Origin of the sequence: Shinella pollutisoli, assembly GCF_024609765.1 — a bacterium.
Classification (GTDB): domain Bacteria; phylum Pseudomonadota; class Alphaproteobacteria; order Rhizobiales; family Rhizobiaceae; genus Shinella; species Shinella pollutisoli.
Window position 1 is genome coordinate 28,266 of the sequence record NZ_JANFDG010000004.1, and the last position, 18,701, is coordinate 46,966.

The window sequence follows — 18,701 nt, forward strand, 5'->3', positions numbered from 1 at the left end:
CTTCGCCTGCGGCGTCCCCCTCATCCCGCTGCCGCGACCTTCTCCCCGCCGGGGAGAAGGGGCAGGAAGCGCCCTCCCTGTTTGTATGCGATCCCTGTGCCTGCCGCGTCTCACGCCGCGCGCTCGCGCCACCAGTCCTGTGCCTGCAGCTTCCAGTAGGTGAGCTGCGCCACCGCCAGCCCGGCGAGCCCGCCGGCCCAGACGAGGCCGAAGGGCGCGTAGAGCCGGTAGCGGTCGCTCGTCCCCAGGATGCCCTCGGCGATCACCCTGCCGCCGATCGCCGTCGTGTTGAGGCCGTGGCCGCCGAAGGCGGTGCAGTACCAGACGCCCGGGCTCATCCGCCCGATCTGCGGCATCAGGTGCCGGGCGTAGGACATGAGGCCGGACCAGGCGAGCTCGGTCTTCAGGCCGGCAAGCTGCGGATAGGTGCCGACCATCTCGGCGCGGAGTTCGCGCACCAGCGCCCCGGTCGAGGCCGCGCGCGTGGTGATGCGCCCGCCCCAGAGCAGCCGCCGGCCGCCGTCGACGACGCGGTAATAGTCGCCGGCGCGGCGGTTGTCGCCGATGGCGTCGGCGGTGGCGATCGCCGAGGCGATCAGCTCGGGCGCCTCCTCGCTCACCATCACATAGGTGGCGATCGGCAGGAAGGCGCGCTTCAGCCGGGCGTTGAGCCCGCCGGTATAGCCGCCGGTGGTGAAGACGACATCGCGGGCGCGCACTTGCCCGCCCGCCGTGGTGACGCGCTTTTCCGGGCCGGAGAGGTCGGCGCCGGTGGCAGCCGAGCCCTCGCAGATGCGGCCGCCGAGGCGCTCGATCTCGCGGGCGAGCCCGCGCAGGTAGTTGAGCGGATGCATGTGGAAGGCGGCGGGATTGCGCAGCGCCTGGAAATAGCGCTCCGACTTCAGCACGGCGCGCACGGCGTCGCGGTCCATGTATTCGAGCGCGTAGCCGTAGAGCCGACGCGTCTCCTCCGCATAGGCCCTGAGGCTCGCGCCGTCGTCGTAGCGCAGCACGCTCATCAGGCCGGCCTTCGGGTCTGCCTCCTCGATGCCGAGCGCGCGGATGGTCTCGCGCACGAAGTCCATGCCCTCGACGGAGAGCATGTGCAGCCTGCGCGCCGTCTCGGCACCGGCGACGCGGGCGATCTCCTCGCCGCCGGTCGCGTAGCCGGGGCTGACGAAGCCGCCGTTGCGGCCCGAGGCGCCGAAGCCGACGCTCTCGGCCTCCAGCACGGTGACGCTTCTGCCGGCGCGGGCGAGCTCCAGCGCCGTCGTCAGGCCGGCGAGCCCGCCGCCGACGACGGCGACGTCGCACTCGACGCTGCGGACAAGCGGCGCGCGCACCGTCCCGTCCGTCATGGTGCGCCGGTAGTAGGTGTCCGGATAGGTCATGCGGCGGCCCTCCCCCAGGCCTTGCGGCCGGCGCGGACGGCGTGCGCCCGCGCCGGCGAGCGCGTCAGTCGGTGCTGTAGTCCTTGCCGTACCACTTGGTGGTGAGCGCGGCCAGCGTGCCGTCCTTCTTCATCTCCTCGATGATGCCGCCGATCTTCGCCGTCCACTCGGGATCGACCTTCTCGGCGATGACGACGAGCGGCTCGCGGAAGGCGTATTCGCCTTCGAGCACCTTCAGCGGATAGCCGTTCTTGATGGCGTTCAGCGCCGTCTGCTCGGGGGCGATCACCGCGTCGAGGCGCACGCCGTCGCCGAGCCTGAGGTCGTCGAAGGGCAGCATGGAATCGGCGAAGGTGCGCACCTCGCCCGGCTCCAGCTTGTATTCGATCGGCGGCAGGCCGGGCGCGTCGATCTCGAGGCGCCGGTTGATGAAGTCCTCCGAGGTGGTCGCCGTCTCGACGCCGATCACCTTGCCGCTGAGGTCGGCGACGGACGTCGCGGCGCTGTCCTTGTGCACGACGTAGACATAGGGGCTGTAGTAGTAGATGCCGGCGAAGTCGATCACCTGGGCGCGCGCCTTGGTCGGCGTCACCGAGCCGACGCCGACGTCGTAGCGGCCCTGCCAGCGGCCGCCGGTCAGCGTCGCCCAGTCGGGCGTCTCGAAGCTCACCTCGACGCCGAGGCGCTTGGCGATCTCGCGCGAGACGTCGATGTCGAAGCCGACCATCTCGTTGTTGTCGTCCAGATAGCTCTGGGGCGGCCAGCCGCTGTTGGTGGCCACCACCATCGCCTTCTTCTCCATGACCCGGTCGAGCGTCGCGCCGGCCTCGGCGGAAGCCGCGGCGGCGAGGAAGGCGGCCCCGACGGCCAGTGCTGCGAAGAGCTTCTTCACGGATAGTCCTCCTGTTTGTTCCCCGTTTATGTAAGATGTCTGACAACTAAGTGTGTCAGCGCCGGGCGCGCGGAGTCAAGGGCGGCGGATCGAACGATCCATGAAACCATTAGATGGGATCATGCTTTTCGGTGATGAATCGGGGCGGGCGGTTCATCCGGTTCTTTGCGAAAATCCGAGCCGCAGCAGGCCGGCGCCGGCGGCGACGCAGAACAGGCTGAAGCCGCCGATCGCCCAGGCTGCGAGGTCCGGCCAGGCGGCGAGGGCGGCGGCGGGCATGGCGCGGGCCGGATCGGCGGGCGAATGGACGATCGCAAGCCGCCCGCCCTGGCGGTAGTCCTCCCGGGCGATCGCGGCATAGGAAAGGGTAGTGATCCGCCGCCCGTCCGCATCGGCGAAGTCGAGGCGCGGATAGTAGATCTCGCGGCGGCTGCCGCGGCTGCCGACCCGGGCGGCCTCGAAGTCGATCATCGTCGCCTCGGTGCGGCGGCCGTTGCCGAGTTCCCGGTAGACGGCGGCGACGGACCAGAGCCCGTATCCGGCAAGCAGCCCCGCCGCAAGCGCCAGCGCGCCCGCCGCAAGGCAGCCGATGCGCCGTCTCCATGCCCTCGCCCCGGCCATGCCCGATCCCCGCGTCTCAAGCCGTACGGATCCTACACCGCAAGGCGGCCGACGCGAACACGAAAGGCCGCCGGGCGACCGGCGGCCTCTCTTCGTTTCGGCTGCCCTACTTCGAGCGCAGCGTCAGCGCCGGGTTATGGGCGAAGAAGTTGTGCGGCATGATGTGGACGGTCTTCCATTCCGTCGACATGACCGGCCAGTCCTCCATGCGCGGGATGTGGTGGAAGCCGGCGGAGAACCAGGTGACGATGTCCTTGCCCATCAGGCTCCGGTCCTTCTTCACCCATTCGGCGAGCGTATCAGACCCGTCGCTCTGCATGGCGAACTTGCCGCCGGCATAGCGCTGCTCGGGATCGTAGACCGTGTTCCAGACCGAATATTCGATATAGGCGTTGCGCTTCATCGGCGGGTCGTTCGCAAAGTCGTAGGGACCGTAGGCGACGTTGCCGTGATGGATCATCCAGCCGGGCTCGTGGCCGAGATAGCCCTCGCGCGACGGGTTGGAGACGTGGAAGAAGCGCGGCTGCATGGCGGACAGCCGGTAGCGCGCCTCCATTTCCGTGTGCGGCATCTTGTGCTCGACAGTCCACATCGACTTGCGCGGGCTCGACGGATCGAGCTTGGCCGGCACGATGTCCATCGTCGAGAAATGGTTGACCGGCTGGTCGACGTCGAAGTCGATGCGGAAGTTGAAGTAGTGGTCGTGGTTGGCCGCCACCAGGTTCGGCGCGATCAGCGTGCCGTGGGCCGTGTCGGCCTTGGCGGTGGCGTCCTTCATCGAGGTGGAGGCGACGCCCTTGACCGCATCGAGGCCGGTGGCGCCGACATAGATGTTGATCTGGCCGTTCTGCTGCAGGCGGTAGTCGATCAGGTAGTCGTAGTTGCCGACCTCGGAGGCGGTGCGCACGACGAGCTCGGTCGCCGGGCGGCCTTCGGCGGGGATCGGTGTCTCCGGCGTCTGGGCGAAGACCTCGAAATGGCGCCAGGCCGGATCGCCGACATTGCGCTCGAAGACGCAGATCGCATCCGGGATGACCAGCGGCTGGCCCTTGTCGTCGGCGATCGTCGCCGGCAGGAAGGTGGCGTGCGCGGGGCAGTCGACGCCGGCGGTGAGCGGGCTCAGGAACAGGCCGAAGCCGTATTCCCCGCTGTCCATGTAGGTGCGCCAGTACCAGCCCTCGGTCGGGTCCATGTAGGGCACGAAGACCTCCGACAGGTGCGCCTGGTAGATGACCGAGCGCCAGGTGCCGTCGTCGTTGACGTCGAGGTTGGAGATGACGAGGCCGGGGCGCTTGTCGACGCGGAAGTTGAGGCGCCAGATGTCCCATTCGAGATGGCTGCCGTCGATCGTGTAGTTCGGCCCGCCCTCCTGCGCGAGCGCGACGGGCTTCGATTCGGGGCGCAGCGGCAGGCGCGCGGCGACCTCCTCCTCCGTATAGCCCCAGTTGTCCTGCGGCGGCTCGACGGCGCCGGTATCGATGACGCGCAGCACTTCCTTCCTGCCGATGTCGTAGACGGCGAAGAGGCCCTCGATCGGCTTGGCGTAGAAGTTGGAACCCTCCGGCACGCGGTAGCACGGCACCTTCATCAGGCGGGAATTCTCATATTCCTCGGTGAGGAAGTTGCCGGCCGTCAGCGGCAGGCAGAAGGCCTGGTCGGGCTTGAGGCCGCGCTTTTCGAGGCCGGTCACCATGTCGGGATGGCCGAGCGCGCCTTCCAGCGCGTTCATGAACTCGGTGAAGAGCACCATCGGCTGGCCGGCGGTCTTCCCGTTGCTCTCGACTGTTCCTTGCGTGATGTTGACCACCGCCTCGCCGAAGCCGTCCGGGCCGGTGAAGTAGACCGTCGCCTTGCGGTCGAGCGCGTCGCCCTCCTTCCAGGCGAGCACGTCGGCCTTGGCCGGCTCCTTGAGCTCGATCAGCGGATAGAGCGTGTCGTCGGTGGCGACCTTCGCCTCGCGCAGGATCTCGTTGATCTTCTGGTATTCCTCGGCGGTGAGCCCGTCGAGCGGATGGGCGGCGGCGGATGCGGCAAGCCCGAGCAGCAGCGCCGTCGAGGCGAGATATGTCGTCAGTCTCATGTTCGTTCCCTCTTTCTTCTTGGCTTTCTCAGGCGAAGACCACCTGGATGTCGGTGTATTCGGCAAGGCCTTCCTCGGCGAACTCGACGCCGAGGCCGGAGGCCTTCACGCCGCCGAAGGGGGCGTTCGGCTGGATGGCGCCGTGCTTGTTGATCCAGACCGAGCCGCAGGCGAGCCGGCCCGCGACGGCCTTCGCCGCGTCGATGTCGGAAGACCAGACCGAGCCGCCGAGCCCGTTCGGGCTGTCGTTGGCGAGCCGGATCGCCTCTTCCACATCCGAATAGCGGATGACCGGCAGCGCCGGGCCGAACTGCTCCTCGTCGACGAGCGGATCGCCGTTGCGGAGGCCGGCGACGATGGTCGGCGGGAAGAACAGGCCCTCGCCCGGTTCGCCGCCGAGCAGCACCCGGCCGCGGCCCCTGGCGTCGGCGACGAGGCGCGCGACCTTGTCGAACTGCATGCGGTTCTGGATCGGGCCGAGGATGCTCGCCTCGTCCATGCCGTTGCCGACGGGAATGTTTTTCGCATAGGCGACGAGTGCCGCGCAGACGGCGTCGTGGATGCTGTCGTGCACGTAGAGCCGCTTCATCGCCGCGCAGGTCTGGCCGTTGTTGATGAAGGCGCCCCAGAACAGGCCCTCGGCGATCTTTTCGGGATCGGCGTCGGGAAGCACGATGCCGGCGTCGTTGCCGCCCATTTCCAGCGTCAGCCGCTTCATCGTCGCGGCCGCCGACTGCATGACCTTCTGGCCGGTGGCGCAGGAGCCGGTGAAGACGATCTTCCTGATGTCCGGATGGGCCGACATGGCGGCGCCGAGGTTGAAGGCCTTGTCGTCGCCGGTGACGACGTTGACGACGCCCGGCGGCAGCACCTCGTTCATGATCTCGACGAGGCGCAGCGTCGACAGCGGTGTCAAGGGCGAGGGCTTGACGACGACGGTGTTGCCGGTGCGCAGCGCCGGAAGGATATGCCAGACGGCGATCATCACCGGAAAGTTCCACGGCGTGATCGAGCCGACGACGCCGAGCGGCTTGCGGTGAAGCTCGACGCGGCCCTCATCGTTGTCCTGCAGCACCTTGACGGGCAGCGTGAGCCCCGTCGTGTAGCCGGCCCAGGCGACGGCGCCGCCCACTTCCCAGCGCGAGCCGAGGCCATTCAGCGGCTTGCCCTGCTCCAGCGTGACGATCTCGGCGAGTTCGCCCGCGTGTTCCTCGATCTTGGCGGTGACGGCCGCGCAGGCGGCCTGCAGGGCCTCGTCGCTCCGTGCGGACCAGCTCGCGAAGGCCGCCCTGGCGACGGCGACCGCCGCGTCCAGCTCCGCCTGGCCCATGTTCGGCGCGCGGCCGACCTCCTCGCCCGTTGCCGGATTGATGACGGAAAACTCCGTGCCGGCGCTAGCCGGCTTGCCGCCGATGGTTGCCCTGTATTCCATCCTGTCCGCCTCCTCCGAAACGTCCCGCCTCCTCCGGCGGGATCATGGACGGTCGAGAATAGGCGCGGACGGGGCGGCGGACTTGGACGGGGCCGTCCCGCCTTTTGGACAAAAGCGTCAGTGACAGCGCGCGACCGCGCCCGGCGTCGTGCCGTATTTCTTGCGGAACTCGCGGTAGAAATAGGAGAGGTCGTTGAAGCCGCAGTCGAAGGCGACGGCGGTGACGCCCTCGGCGGCCTGTTCGTTCCTGCGGGCGGAGAGCCGCGCATGGGCGAGCTCCAGCCGGCGGCCGAGCAGGCGATGGCCGGGCGTCTCGCCGAGCGGGCGGAAATGGCGCTGCAGCATGCGTTCCGAGACGTTGAGGCGGGCGGCGAGCTCGCGCGGGCCGAAGGAAGGGTCGGCGCGGTGGCGGTCGATCATGGCGAGCGCGCGCGACAGCAGCGTCTCGGCGTTGCCGGTGCCGCGGCCGTGCAGGTAGGCGCCCATCAGGCAGAGGAAGGCCTCGCCGAGCTGCGCCTGCGCGCCCTCCTCCAGAAGCATCTTGGCGATCACCGCGCGCATTGCGAGCCAGAGCGGATCGTCGCGCGAGATCGAGAGCCCGCCCGCGCAGGCGTGGCCGAAACGGTGCACGACTTCCTCGCGCGGGATGTGCAGCGACACCTGGTTGGAGCGCTCGCCGCGATAGAGGAAGGAGGACGGTTTTACGGAATCGACCAGGAACATGTCGCCGGGGGAAAGCTCGGCCACCCGGTCGCCCTGCTCGACGCGACACTGGCCGGCATCCTGTACCAGCAGGAAGAAATATTCGCCCGGGTCCTGGCGGATGGCGCGGGGGCTGCGGGCGACCTCGGAGGCGTCGAGCGCGACGATCGCCGTGTCGAACGGGCCGACGCGGCGCGTCGCGACGTCGCCGTTGACGACGCCCGAGCGGCCCATCGGCTCCAGGGCGAAGGCGCCGCAGACCCGCCTGATCTCGGCCTCGAGGATTTCCACCGGTACCGGTCTGTGTCCCGGCGTCGTCAGCGACTGCATCGTGCCCTCCCCGGCTTCAGCAGACCAAACCTATCTCACCACAGTCCGCGCCGCTTGCCTATCGCCCCCCGGCGGAAAAGCCGCCCGCTTCCGCCGCCCGGCGGAGCCCGCCGGAGGGCGGATCGGCAAGGCCTTCGGCGGCCAGCCTCTCAAGCACCGCCACGACCTCGGCGAGGCCCTGCGCCTCGGCATGGTGCATCGGCCCGCCGCGCCAGCGCGGAAAACCGTAGCCGTGGATCTTCACGAGATCGATGTCGGCGGGACGCAGCGCCACGCCCTCGCCGAGGATGCGCACCGCCTCGTTCACCATCGGCAGCACGATGGCGTCGGCGATCTCCGCCTCGCTCCAGTCGCGCTGCGGCCGTCCGGCGGCTTCCTCGGCGATGATCGCCGCCACGGCGTCGGACGGTCTCGGCGTGCGCTCGCCGGGGGCGTAGTCGTACCAGCCGCCGCCCGTCTTCTGGCCGAGACGGTTCAGAGCGCAGAGCCGTTCCGCCACGGGGGCGAAGGGGGTTTCGCCGCGTTCGCGGGCGGCCTTGCGCTGGAAGGCGGCGATGTCGAGGCCGCCGAGGTCCTGCGCCTCGAAGGGGCCCATCGGCAGGCCGAAGGCGCGCAGGGCGGCGTCGACGGCGGACGGGGTGGCACCCGACAGCAGCAGCCGCTCGGCCTGCGCGCGCGTCACCTTGAGGATGCGGTTGCCGATGAAGCCGTCGCAGATGCCGGCGCGCACCGGGATCTTTTTCAGGAGCCGGGCGAGCGAAAAGCCGGTCGCCAGCGTCTCGGGCGCGGTCTTGTCCGTGGGGACGATCTCCAGCAGCTTCATCACATGGGCGGGACTGAAGAAGTGCAGGCCGAGGAAGCGCTCCGGCCGGGCGATGCCCTCGCTGATCGCCTGCGGATCGAGATAGGAGGTGTTGGTGGCGAGCACGGCGTCGGCGCGGCAGACTTCGGAGAGTTTTTCAAACACCGCACGCTTGACGGCAAGGTCCTCGAACACGGCCTCGATGACGAGGTCCGTGTCGGCGAGGAGGCCGTAGTCGTCGCTGCCGGTGAGGCCGGCCATGCGCTCGGCGGCGGTCTCCGCGGCGATGCGGCCGCGCTTGACCGAGCCGTCGAAGATCGAACGGACATTGGCGATGCCGCGCTCGACGGCGGCCGCGTCGCGCTCGATCAGGACCACCGGCAGGCCGGCGTCGCGCAGTGCCGCGGCGATGCCGGCGCCCATCGTGCCGCCGCCGACAACGGCGGCCGAGCGCAGCGGCAGCGGCGAGACGCCCGCAAGCTCCGGCGGGCGCGGTGCGGCGCGCTCGGCGAAAAAGACATGGCGCAGCGCCGCTGCCTGTTCGGAGCCGCGCAGGTCGAGGAAGGTCGCCCGCTCAAAGGCCATGGCGCTCGCAAAATCCGTCCCGCAGGCGTTGCGGACGGAGGCGAGCGCCCGGAGCGGTGCCGCCTCGCGCTTCGCCTTCGCCGCGACGGATTTTTCCACGGCTTCCCAGAAGCCCGCCTCGACGGGAACGACGTCCCTTGCGGAGATCGGTTGGGGCGCAGGCTTTCCGGCGATCTCCTCCGCGAAGGCGACGGCGCCCGCACTTAGATCGCCGTCGATAATGGCGTCGACGAGGCCGAGTTCCTGCGCCTTTTTCGCGCCGACTGGGTTGCCGCCCGTCACCAGGTCGACCGCGGCGGCGGGGCCGATCAGGCGCGGCAGGCGTACGGTGCCGCCGGCACCCGGGACAAGGCCGAGCTTGACCTCCGGCAGGCCGAGGCTGGCGGAAGGGACGGCCACCCGCCAGGCGCAGCCGAGCGCCACCTCCAGCCCGCCGCCGAGCGCGCTGCCGTGGATCGCCGCGACCCAGGGCTTTTGCGCCGCCTCGATCGCCGCCACCACGTCCGGCAGGTGCGGCGGCTCGGGCGGCCTGCCGAATTCGTTGACGTCGGCGCCGGCGATGAAGGTGCGGCCGGCGCAGGCGAGCACGACGGCCTCGACCGCCGCGTCCGCGTCGAGCGCGGCCACGGCCTCGACCAGCGCCTGCCTGAGCGCCTTCGACAGGGCGTTGACGGGCGGGTTGTCGACGGTGACGACGGCGATCCGGCCTTCGCGGGCGATGGTGACGGTCATGCTTTCATATCCTTCCTGTCGAATACGGTTCGACTCCGCTTCCCCTTCTCCCCACCGGGGAGAAGGTGGCCCGAAGGGCCGGATGAGGGGGCGGACGCGGCGTCCCCCTCATCCCGCTGCCGCGACCTCTCCCCGATGGGGAGAAGGGGCAGGAGGCGCCGTCCTGGTTCCACATGCGACTGCTCCACCCTTCTCATATCCCCAGATAGGCGGCGCGGATGCGTTCGTCGGCGATGAGCTCGGCGGCGGGGCCGGACATGGTGATCCTGCCCGTCTCCATCACATAGCCGCGGTCGGCGATGGAGAGCGCGCCGAAGGCGTTCTGCTCCACCAGCAGCACCGTGACGCCGAGCGCCTTCAGGCTCTTCACCACGTCGAAGATCTGCGCGACGAGGATGGGGGCGAGCCCCATGCTCGGTTCGTCGAGCAGCAGGCAGGAGGGCCGGCCCATCAGCGCGCGGGCGATGGCCAGCATCTGCTGCTGGCCGCCCGAGAGGCCGCCGGCCGCGAGGTCGCGCTTCTCTTTCAAAATGGGGAACATTGCGAAGGCGTCCTGCATGTCCCGGTCCACCTGCTCGTCGGCGAAGAGATAGGCGCCGAGACGCAGGTTCTCCTCGACGGTGAGGTTGGTGAAGATCTGCCGGCCCTCCGGCGATTGCGCGAGGCCGCGCTTCACGCGGGCATGCGCCGGCACCGCCGTCAGCGTCTCGCCGCGGAAGACGATGGAGCCGGAGGACACGGGCTGGATGCCGGAGAGGCATTTCAGCAGCGTCGTCTTGCCGGCGCCGTTGGCGCCGACCACCGTGACGATCTCGCCGGAGGCGACGTCGAGGTCGATGCCGTGCAGCACCTCGATGCGGCCGTAGCGCGAGCGCAGTCCCTCAACCGTCAGCATGGGTGGCCTCCGTCGCCTGGGCGCCGAGATAGGCCTCGATGACGCGCGGGTCGCGCGAGATCGCCGCGGGCTCCCCTTCGGCGATCTTCTCGCCGTGGTCGAGCACGACGATGTGGTTGGAAATGCGCATGACCATCTTCATGTCGTGCTCCACGAGCAGGATCGAGACGCCCTCGGCGGCGACCGCGGCGATCAGGTGGTCGATCTCCTCCGTCTCCACCGCGTTGCAGCCGGCCGCCGGCTCGTCGAGGAGCAGCACCCGGGGTTTGAGCGCCAGCGCGCGGGCGATCTCCAGCCGCTTCAGCGCGCCGTAGGAGAGCGAGCCCGCCTCCTGGCTTGCGGCGCGGCCGAGGCCGACGCGCTCCAAGAGCGCGCGCGCACCCGCTTCCGATTCCCGGCTGCGGCGGCGCGAGGCCGGCAGTGCGAAGAGGTCGGCGAGCACCGGGCCGCGCTCGTGCAGGTGATGGCCGGCGACGGCGTTCTCCAGCACCGTCATCGACTGGAAGATCTGCAGGTTCTGGAAGGTGCGCGACAGGCCGCGGCGGGCGAGCAGATGCGGCGGCATGCGGGTGACGTCCTCGCCGTCGAGCAGGACGCGGCCGCGCGCCGGCGCATAGACGCCGGAGATCATGTTGAACAGCGTCGTCTTGCCGGCGCCGTTCGGGCCGATGACGGAGACGATCTCGCCGGGTTTGAGGGAGAAGCTCACGTCGTTGACGGCGCGAAGGCCGCCGAAGTCGATGCCCAGTCCCTCGATTTGAAGCAGGCTCATTCCCCCCTCCCCCGGACAAGGCGCGCGAGCGAGGGCAGAAGCCCCTCGCGCATGAAGATCATGACGAGCATCATCACCAGGCCGAGCATCAGCTGCTCGTATTCCTGGAAGACGGTGAGCACCTGCGGCAGCGTGGTGAGGATCGCCGCCCCGAGGATCGCCCCGAGCACGGAGCCGGCGCCGCCGAGCACCGCCATCGTCACCATCTCGATCGAATGCATGAAGCCGGCGACGTCGGGCGTGATGAACTTGTTCTGCAGCGCGAGCAGCGAGCCCGAGGCCGAGGCATAGACCGCCGAGACGACGAAGGCGACGAGCTTGTAGCGGGCGACGTCGACGCCGACCGTGCGTGCGGCGACCTCCGAGCCGTGCAGGGCGCGAAGGGCCCGGCCGGTCGGGCTGTGGTGGAGGTTGAGCGCGAGCCAGGCGCCGATCACCAGCACGAGGCCGGAGAAGGCATACCAGAACTGGGTGTTGGAGAGGTCGATGCCGATCGCCTTCAGCGCGGCGCGCAGCCCCATCTCCTCCACCGCCATGCCGTCCGGCCCGCCGGTGAGCCACGCCTCGTTCGACAGCACCATCGACACGAGGATGCCGAAGCCGAGGCTGGCGACGGCGAGGTAATAGCCCTTGAGGCGCAGGATCGGCCGGCCGACCAGGAAGGCGATGAGCGCGGAGAGTGCGGCCCCCAGCACGGCGGCGAGTGCCGGATGCAGGCCGAGATGGACGGGGGCGAGCGCGCAGGCATAGGCGCCGATGCCGGCGAAGCCCGCATGGCCGAGGCTGATCTGGCCGGCATAGCCGATCAGGATGACGAGGCCCGTCACCGCCAGCCCGTTGACGAAGATCAGCGAGCCGACGCGGTAGTAATAGGAGGACGGGAAGAAGACGGGGGCAACGGCGATCACCGCCATGAGCACGAGAAGGGTCGTGGCCTTGCCGGAAAGCCGCATGGTTACACCCGATCCGTCGACTTGCGGCCGAACAGGCCCTGCGGCATGGCGAAGAGCACGGCGAGGATGACGACGAAGGCGGCCGCGTCCTTGTATTGCGAGGAGACGTAGCCGGCCGTCATCGCCTCCAGCAGGCCGAGCAGCAGGCCGCCGGCGAGCGCGCCCTTGGGGTTGCCCATGCCGCCGAGCATGGCGGCGGCGAAGCCCTTGAGCGCCAGCGCGAGGCCGACGTCGTAGCTCGTCATCGTGATCGGCGTCACCAGCACGCCGGCGAGCGCGCCGATCGCCGCCGACATGGCGAAGGAGAGCGTCATCACGTAATTGGTGTTGATGCCGACGAGCTGGGCGGCGATGCGGTTGTTGGCCGTCGCCAGCACCGCGCGGCCGGTCAGCGTGCGCGTGAAGAACAGCCAGAGGCCGAAGAAGACGGCGAGCGCGCCGGCGATCACCCACAGGCTCTGCGGCAGGATCGTCGCGCCGCCGACGGCGATCGGCCGGTCGCCGGAGAAGGCCGGGAAGCGGTGGATCTGCTTGTCGAAGACGAGCTGGGTGGCGCCGCGGATGAAGATGGAGGCGCCGATCGTGATGATGATCAGCGAGACGACCGGCGCGCCGCGGGCGGGCTCGATCGCCAGCTTGTTCAGCGCGACGCCGACCGCCGCGGTGGCGGCGATGGCGATCAGCGCGGCAAGCGGCAGCGGGAGGCCGGCCGCATGCGAGAAGACGGTGATCATGCCGCCGAGCATGACGAACTCGCCCTGGGCGAAGTTCACGACGTCGGAGGCGTTGTAGATGATCGTGAAGCCGAGGGCGACGAGCGCATAGACCGCGCCGACCGTGATCCCGGAGAGAAGGAATTGCAGGAGTTCGGGCATGGATGCCTCCGCTTGCCGCGCGACGGTTCCCGCCGGCCCCGGCGCTTGCGGCGCGGGACCGGCGGCACGGGCCTCTCGACTACTCGACGATCTTCCAGCCGCCGTTCTCGATCTCAAGCATGCGGAAGGCCGACAGGTCGAGGCCGAGGTGATCCTCGGCCGACATGGTGACGGTGCCCGTCGTGCCGACGAGCCCGGAGGTCGCCTCGATGGCGTCGCGGATCGCCGACGGCTCGGCGCTGCCGGCGCGGGAGATCGCGTCGACGAGGATGCGCAGCGCATCGTGCGCATAGCCGCCGAAGGTCGAGACCGGCTTGCCGGTCGCCTTCTCGTAGGCATCCTTGTAGGCGGTGACCACGGCGCGCTGCGGGTCGCTTTCCGGCAGCAGGCCGGCGACGAGGAGCGCGGTGCCCGGCAGGCGCACGCCTTCCGCCGCTTCCGCGCCGGCAAGCTCGATGAAGCCGTCCGAGGCGACGCCGTGCGACTGGTAGAGCGGCAGGCCGACGGCGAGCTGCGCATAGTTGCGGGTGACGATCGCCGGGCCCTGGCCGAAGCCGGGGTTCAGCACCGCCTGGATGCCGTCCTTGCCCTTGATGTTGGTGAGCTGCGGCGTCATGTCGGCGTCGGTCGGGCCATAGGTCTCGTCGGCCAGAACCTCGATGCCGTAGTCCGCGACGATCTCCAGGCACTGCTTGCGCATCGAGGCGCCGAAGCCGTCGGAGCCGGAGATCAGGCCGATCTTCGTGTAGCCGTTTGCCTTCATGTCCTCGAAGATCTTGGCGCAGGCCATGCGGTCCGTGTGCGGCGTCTTGAAGGTGTGAGGCCGGACCGGGTCGATGATCTCGATTGCACCCGCAAGCGAGATGAACGGGATCTCGGCGTCCTCCAGCACGGGGATGATCGCCATCGAGGTGCCGGTGGTCGTGCCGCCGATGACGGCGATGACCTCGTCGTCCTCGACGAGGCGGGTGGCGAAGGTGCGCGCCTTGTTCGGGTCGCCGCCGTCGTCGTAGAGGACGAGCTCGATCTTCTCGCCGTTGACGCCGCCGGCCGCGTTGATCTCCTCGACGAGGAGCTTCAGGGTCTTGGCCTCCGGATCGCCGAGGAACGAGGCGGGGCCGGTCTCCGAGACCGTGGCGCCGACCTTGATGTCGGCAAGGGCCGGAGCTGCGAGCCCGAGGACGAGCGCGAGCGCAGTGGTGGTGAAAAGTTTCATGTCGGTTCTCCTCCCAACAGGTGAAAAAGGGTTAAGGCCGTGGCTCCTCTCACGCCGCCAGCGGGCGGCGCCACATGGCCACGCGGAACCGGCCGGCGACGAAGGCCGTGTCGGTCAGGCTGGCATTGCCGGCGGGATTGGCGCCGGTGACGTGGAAATCGCTGAAGGCGGCGCTCTGGTTGACGTAGATGCCGCCGGTCAGGTTGACCGAGAGATTGACGCCGGCCGCCGCGAAGCGGTCGGCGGCGGCAAGGATCGCCGCCTCGTCGGTCTCGTAGAGGGCGGCGGTGATCGCGCCCTTCTCCTCGGCGAGCCGCGCCGCCCGCTCGACGCCGTCGCGCGCGTCGTCCACGGCGACGACGAAGGCGATCGGGCCGAAGCGTTCCTCCTCGTGGGCGTCCGTCTCCGCCGCATCGACGGCGAGGATCAGCGGCGTCGCCGTGCGCGCGCCGTCGAGGCCCTCGACCGGGGCCGAGTCGCGCACCACGCGGCCGAGCGGGCGGGCGAGCGCGATGCGGGCGAGCGTCGCCGGATTGGCGATGGCGCCGCAGATGCCGGCCGCCCGCGCCGGATCGGTAAGCAGCGCGTCGACGGCCGCGGCGATGCCTGCGGCGACGTCGTCGAAGCTCTTGCGGCCCTCGTCCGTCTCGATGCCGCTGCGGGGGACGAAGATGTCCTGCGGGGCGGTGCACATCTGGCCGGAATAGAGCGAGAGCGAGAAGGCGATGTTGGCGCACATGCCGGCGAAGTCGCCGGTGGCGCCGATGACGATCGAATTGACGCCGGCCTCTTCCGTATAGGTTGCCGCGTCGCCGGCATTGGCGCGCACCCAGGCGCCGAAGGCGTTCGAGCCGGTATAGTCGACGATGGCGACGGCCGGGTGGCGGACGAGCGTTTGCGTGATCTCCGCGCCGGGCGCGGCGGCGAGAAGCACGATATCGGCCGGGAAGCCTTCCTCGGCGAGCACCTGCCGGGCGACGGCGACGGTGAGCGCGAGCGGCAGGATCGCCGCCGGATGCGGCTTGACGACGACGGTGTTGCCGGTGGCGAGGCTGGCGAAGAGGCCCGGATAGCTGTTCCAGGTCGGGAAGGTGTTGCAGCCGATGACGAGCGCGACGCCGCGCGGGACGACGCGCCAGTGCTTCTCCAAGACGATCGGCGCCGCCTTGCCCTGCGGCTTCGTCCAGGTGGCGCCGGCGGGCGTGCGGGTCATCTCGGCATAGGCATAGGCGACGGCTTCGAGGCCCCGGTCCTGCGCATGCGGGCCGCCCGCCTGGAAGGCCATGGCGAAGGCCTGGCCGGTCGTGTGCATGACGGCATTCGCCATCTCGAAGCTCATGGCGTTGAGCCGGGCGAGGATTTCCAGGCAGATGCCGGTGCGCGTCTCGGGGGATGCTGCCGCCCAACGCGGGCCGGCGGCGGCGGAAGCGGCGACCAGCGTTTCGGCGGAGGCGGCGGGATAGGTGATGCCGAGGGCCGGGCCGTAGGGCGATACCTCCGCGCCGACCGTCGTCCCGGCCGGGTGGCCGGGAAGATCGAAGGCCTTGCCGAGCCGCGCCTCGTAGGCCGCAAGCCCGTCGTCCTTTGCCGTCTCGCCGTAGATCCTGCCGCTCGGCACTTCCGGATAGGCCGACCAGTAGCCGCGCGAGGCGGCCGCTTCGAGGGCGTTCTCCAGCGTCGCGCGATGGCGCTCGAACAATGCGGTCATGTCGGTTCCTCCCGATCGATGCTTTTATAATTGACTGACCGGTCGGTTTATGCAAGAGTTTTTTTTAAGGTCGCCATCGGGAAGGCGATCAGGGAGGATACATGCAGGATTCCGAAACCGTTCTGTCGGCGCTCGCCGACGGCGTTCTCAGCCTCACGCTGAACCGCCCGGACAAGCTCAACGCCTTCAACGACGAGATGCACCGCGCGCTGCGCGCCGGCTTCGAGTGGGCGCATGCGGACGAAAGCGTGCGCGCGGTGCTGCTGACGGGCGCCGGCCGCGGCTTCTCCGCCGGCCAGGACCTCGGCGACCGCGATCCCCGCAAGGGCGTGCCGGACCTCGGCCACACGATCGAGACCTTCTACAACCCGCTGCTGCGGCTGATCCGCTCTCTGGAGAAGCCGGTCGTCTGCGCCGTCAACGGCGTCGCCGCAGGCGCCGGCGCCAACATCGCCTTTGCCTGCGACATCACGCTCGCCGCCCGTTCCGCCCGCTTCATCCAGGCCTTCGCCAGGATCGGGCTGGTGCCCGATTCCGGCGGCACCTGGAGCCTGCCGCGCCTCATCGGCGAGGCGCGCGCCAAGGCGCTGGCGCTGACCGCCGAGCCGCTTCCCGCCGAGACCGCCGCCGACTGGGGCCTGATCTGGCGCGCCGTCGACGACGACCGGCTGCAGGAGGAGGCGGGCGCGCTTGCCCGCCGGCTCGCGGCCGGCCCGACCAGGGGCCTCGGCATGACCAAGCAGGCGATACAGGCCGCCGCCACCAACTCGCTCGACCAGCAGCTCGACCTCGAACGCGACCTGCAGCGCGCGGCCGGCCGGAGCGCCGACTACGCCGAGGGCGTCGTCGCCTTCCTGGAGAAGCGCAAGCCGGAGTTTACGGGCCGATGAACGACGTCGCACGCCTTTCCCCGCAGGAGCTCGCCGAAGCCTGCGCGAAATCGATGTGGGCGGACGACAACGCCACCCGCCACCTCGGCATGGAGCTCGTCTCCGTCGCCCCCGGCGAGGCGACGCTCGCCATGACCGTCACCGACATCATGACCAACGGCCACGGCACCTGCCACGGCGGCTACATCTTCACGCTCGCCGATTCCGCCTTCGCCTTCGCCTGCAACAGCTACAACCAGCGCACCGTCGCCCAGCACTGCTCGATCACCTACATCGCACCGGTGTTCCGCGGCGACCGGCTGACGGCCACGGCGCGGGAGGTTTCGCGGCGCGGGCGCGGCGGCATCTACGACATCCGCATCGTCAACCAGGAGGGCGATCCCGTCGCGGAGTTCCGCGGCCACGCGCGGACGGTCAAGGGCACCCATCTGCCGGACTGAGGCCGGCGCATACGCATTCCCGGAGGAGACAACCATGGAAGACCTTTCCCCCCGCCCCGGCGACCTCGAAGCGATCGAGACGGCCTCGCGCGACGAGATTTCCGCAGTCCAGCTTGAACGCATGAAATGGTCCCTGACCCATGCCTACGAGAATTCTCCCTTCTACCGGCAGCGCTTCGACGAGGCCGGCGTCCATCCCTCCGACCTGAAGACGCTCGCCGACCTCGCGAAATTCCCCTTCACCACCAAGAGGGACCTGCGCGACACCTATCCTTTCGGCATGTTCGCCGTGCCGCGCGAAAAACTGGCGCGCATCCACGCCTCCTCCGGTACCACCGGCAAGCCGACCGTCGTCGGCTATACGCAGAAGGACATCGACACCTGGGCGACGGTGGTGGCGCGCTCGATCCGCGCCTCGGGCGGGCGGGCCGGCGACATCGTCCACGTCGCCTACGGCTACGGCCTCTTCACCGGCGGGCTCGGCGCGCACTACGGCGCGGAGAAGCTCGGCTGCACCGTCGTGCCGATCTCTGGCGGCATGACCGAGCGCCAGGTGACGCTGATGCAGGACTTCAAGCCGCGCATCATCATGGTCACGCCCTCCTACATGCTCTCCATCCTCGACGAGTTCCGCCGCCAGGGCGTCGACCCGCGCGAAAGCTCGCTTGCCGTCGGCATCTTCGGCGCCGAGCCCTGGACGAACGCCATGCGCGAGGAGATCGAGCAGTCCTTCGACATGCACGCCGTCGACATCTACGGCCTCTCCGAAGTGATGGGGCCGGGGGTCGCCAACGAATGCGTCGAGACCAAGGACGGGCTGCACATCTGGGAGGATCATTTCTATCCCGAGATCATCGACCCGGAGACGGGCGCGGTGCTGCCGGACGGCGAGATCGGCGAGCTGGTCTTCACCACGCTCACCAAGGAGGGCCTGCCGATCATCCGCTACCGCACGCGCGACCTGACGCGGCTCCTCCCCGGCACCGCGCGCTCGATGCGGCGCATGGAGAAGGTGACGGGCCGCTCCGACGACATGATCATCCTGCGCGGCGTCAACGTCTTCCCGACGCAGATCGAGGAGCAGATCCTGAAATGCCGCGGCCTTGCGCCGCATTTCCAGATCGAGCTCACCCGCGCGGGCCGTATGGACAACATGACCGTCCATGTCGAATGTACGGTCGAGGCCGCCGGCGAGGAGGCACGCGCCGGATCGGCGAAGGAGCTCGCCCATCACATCAAGAGCGTGATCGGCGTCTCCACCAGGGTCGCCGTGCACGATCCGGGCGGCGTGGCGCGCTCGGAAGGCAAGGCCAAGCGGGTGGTCGACAACCGCCCGAAAGAGTAAGAGACAAGTCCGGCACCGGCCTGACCGCGTAGGAAAGGCC

The 18,701-nt window shown here is 69.5% G+C and carries 16 protein-coding genes; 3 read left to right on the forward strand and 13 right to left on the reverse strand.

The features are described from left to right. Positions 1–110: 110 nt before the first annotated feature. The 13 genes from NNZ72_RS04220 to paaN all read right to left on the reverse strand — a co-directional run bounded on the left by NNZ72_RS04220 (position 111) and on the right by paaN (position 15,986). Entirely contained in the window at positions 111–1,391 is a 1,281-nt protein-coding gene (locus tag NNZ72_RS04220) for an NAD(P)/FAD-dependent oxidoreductase (RefSeq protein WP_257313189.1), read from the reverse strand. Between the two features lie 64 nt (positions 1,392–1,455). After that, on the reverse strand, positions 1,456–2,283 hold the full coding sequence (locus tag NNZ72_RS04225; RefSeq protein WP_257313190.1) for a transporter substrate-binding domain-containing protein: 828 nt from the start codon (positions 2,281–2,283) through the stop codon (positions 1,456–1,458). 153 nt (positions 2,284–2,436) lie between these two features. Continuing rightward, positions 2,437–2,904: a DUF3592 domain-containing protein gene (locus NNZ72_RS04230; protein ID WP_257313194.1), complete on the reverse strand. Its 468-nt coding sequence runs from the start codon at positions 2,902–2,904 to the stop codon at positions 2,437–2,439. 106 nt (positions 2,905–3,010) lie between these two features. Continuing rightward, entirely contained in the window at positions 3,011–4,984 is a 1,974-nt protein-coding gene (locus NNZ72_RS04235; protein ID WP_257313196.1) for a copper amine oxidase, read from the reverse strand. A gap of 28 nt (positions 4,985–5,012) precedes the next feature. After that, positions 5,013–6,416, reverse strand: coding sequence for an aldehyde dehydrogenase family protein (locus NNZ72_RS04240; RefSeq protein WP_257313198.1), 1,404 nt, complete (start codon positions 6,414–6,416; stop codon positions 5,013–5,015). Positions 6,417–6,533: 117 nt separating this feature from the next. Then, positions 6,534–7,448: a helix-turn-helix domain-containing protein gene (locus tag NNZ72_RS04245; RefSeq protein WP_257313200.1), complete on the reverse strand. Its 915-nt coding sequence runs from the start codon at positions 7,446–7,448 to the stop codon at positions 6,534–6,536. Positions 7,449–7,506: 58 nt separating this feature from the next. After that, a complete protein-coding gene (locus NNZ72_RS04250) occupies positions 7,507–9,567 on the reverse strand; it encodes a 3-hydroxyacyl-CoA dehydrogenase NAD-binding domain-containing protein (RefSeq protein ID WP_257313203.1) in 2,061 nt (686 codons plus the stop codon). A gap of 193 nt (positions 9,568–9,760) precedes the next feature. Further along, positions 9,761–10,462, reverse strand: coding sequence for an ABC transporter ATP-binding protein (locus NNZ72_RS04255; protein WP_257313205.1), 702 nt, complete (start codon positions 10,460–10,462; stop codon positions 9,761–9,763). Further along, a complete protein-coding gene (locus tag NNZ72_RS04260) occupies positions 10,449–11,234 on the reverse strand; it encodes an ABC transporter ATP-binding protein (RefSeq protein ID WP_257313206.1) in 786 nt (261 codons plus the stop codon). Before NNZ72_RS04260 ends, NNZ72_RS04255 begins: the two co-directional genes overlap by 14 nt. Then, positions 11,231–12,187 carry a branched-chain amino acid ABC transporter permease gene (locus NNZ72_RS04265; RefSeq protein ID WP_257313208.1) on the reverse strand — a complete coding sequence of 319 codons (957 nt, stop codon included), beginning with the start codon at positions 12,185–12,187 and terminating at the stop codon, positions 11,231–11,233. The genes NNZ72_RS04260 and NNZ72_RS04265 overlap by 4 nt, the downstream gene beginning before the upstream one ends. Before the next feature lie 2 nt (positions 12,188–12,189). Further along, complete coding sequence (locus NNZ72_RS04270) at positions 12,190–13,062, reverse strand: branched-chain amino acid ABC transporter permease (protein WP_257313211.1); 873 nt, start codon at positions 13,060–13,062, stop codon at positions 12,190–12,192. 79 nt (positions 13,063–13,141) lie between these two features. After that, entirely contained in the window at positions 13,142–14,278 is a 1,137-nt protein-coding gene (locus tag NNZ72_RS04275) for an ABC transporter substrate-binding protein (RefSeq protein WP_257313212.1), read from the reverse strand. Between the two features lie 49 nt (positions 14,279–14,327). Next, positions 14,328–15,986 (reverse strand): phenylacetic acid degradation protein PaaN, encoded by a 1,659-nt coding sequence (gene paaN, locus NNZ72_RS04280; RefSeq protein ID WP_257313214.1) that lies wholly within the window; start codon positions 15,984–15,986, stop codon positions 14,328–14,330. 101 nt (positions 15,987–16,087) lie between these two features. On the opposite strand from paaN, the gene paaG reads away from it, so the two are divergent. Genes paaG through paaK form a run of 3 tightly spaced genes read left to right on the forward strand, consistent with a single transcriptional unit; the run spans position 16,088 to position 18,661 of the window. Next, positions 16,088–16,876, forward strand: coding sequence for a 2-(1,2-epoxy-1,2-dihydrophenyl)acetyl-CoA isomerase PaaG (gene paaG / locus NNZ72_RS04285; protein ID WP_257313216.1), 789 nt, complete (start codon positions 16,088–16,090; stop codon positions 16,874–16,876). Further along, complete coding sequence (gene paaI / locus NNZ72_RS04290; RefSeq protein WP_257313219.1) at positions 16,873–17,316, forward strand: hydroxyphenylacetyl-CoA thioesterase PaaI; 444 nt, start codon at positions 16,873–16,875, stop codon at positions 17,314–17,316. The genes paaG and paaI overlap by 4 nt, the downstream gene beginning before the upstream one ends. A gap of 34 nt (positions 17,317–17,350) precedes the next feature. Further along, positions 17,351–18,661 (forward strand): phenylacetate--CoA ligase PaaK, encoded by a 1,311-nt coding sequence (gene paaK / locus NNZ72_RS04295; protein WP_257313222.1) that lies wholly within the window; start codon positions 17,351–17,353, stop codon positions 18,659–18,661. The last annotated feature ends 40 nt before the right edge of the window (positions 18,662–18,701 follow it).

Bases quoted from the DNA above. Each gene is read 5' to 3' on its own strand.
- NNZ72_RS04265 (WP_257313208.1), bottom strand. From the start codon at position 12,187: ATGCGGCTTTCCGGCAAGGCCACGACCCTTCTCGTGCTCATGGCGGTG.
- NNZ72_RS04235 (WP_257313196.1), bottom strand. From the start codon at position 4,984: ATGAGACTGACGACATATCTCGCCTCGACGGCGCTGCTGCTCGGGCTT.
- NNZ72_RS04255 (WP_257313205.1), bottom strand. From the start codon at position 10,462: ATGCTGACGGTTGAGGGACTGCGCTCGCGCTACGGCCGCATCGAGGTG.
- paaI (WP_257313219.1), top strand. From the start codon at position 16,873: ATGAACGACGTCGCACGCCTTTCCCCGCAGGAGCTCGCCGAAGCCTGC.
- paaG (WP_257313216.1), top strand. From the start codon at position 16,088: ATGCAGGATTCCGAAACCGTTCTGTCGGCGCTCGCCGACGGCGTTCTC.
- NNZ72_RS04270 (WP_257313211.1), bottom strand. From the start codon at position 13,062: ATGCCCGAACTCCTGCAATTCCTTCTCTCCGGGATCACGGTCGGCGCG.
- NNZ72_RS04260 (WP_257313206.1), bottom strand. From the start codon at position 11,234: ATGAGCCTGCTTCAAATCGAGGGACTGGGCATCGACTTCGGCGGCCTT.
- NNZ72_RS04240 (WP_257313198.1), bottom strand. From the start codon at position 6,416: ATGGAATACAGGGCAACCATCGGCGGCAAGCCGGCTAGCGCCGGCACG.
- paaN (WP_257313214.1), bottom strand. From the start codon at position 15,986: ATGACCGCATTGTTCGAGCGCCATCGCGCGACGCTGGAGAACGCCCTC.
- NNZ72_RS04245 (WP_257313200.1), bottom strand. From the start codon at position 7,448: ATGCAGTCGCTGACGACGCCGGGACACAGACCGGTACCGGTGGAAATC.
- NNZ72_RS04250 (WP_257313203.1), bottom strand. From the start codon at position 9,567: ATGACCGTCACCATCGCCCGCGAAGGCCGGATCGCCGTCGTCACCGTC.
- paaK (WP_257313222.1), top strand. From the start codon at position 17,351: ATGGAAGACCTTTCCCCCCGCCCCGGCGACCTCGAAGCGATCGAGACG.
- NNZ72_RS04230 (WP_257313194.1), bottom strand. From the start codon at position 2,904: ATGGCCGGGGCGAGGGCATGGAGACGGCGCATCGGCTGCCTTGCGGCG.
- NNZ72_RS04275 (WP_257313212.1), bottom strand. From the start codon at position 14,278: ATGAAACTTTTCACCACCACTGCGCTCGCGCTCGTCCTCGGGCTCGCA.
- NNZ72_RS04220 (WP_257313189.1), bottom strand. From the start codon at position 1,391: ATGACCTATCCGGACACCTACTACCGGCGCACCATGACGGACGGGACG.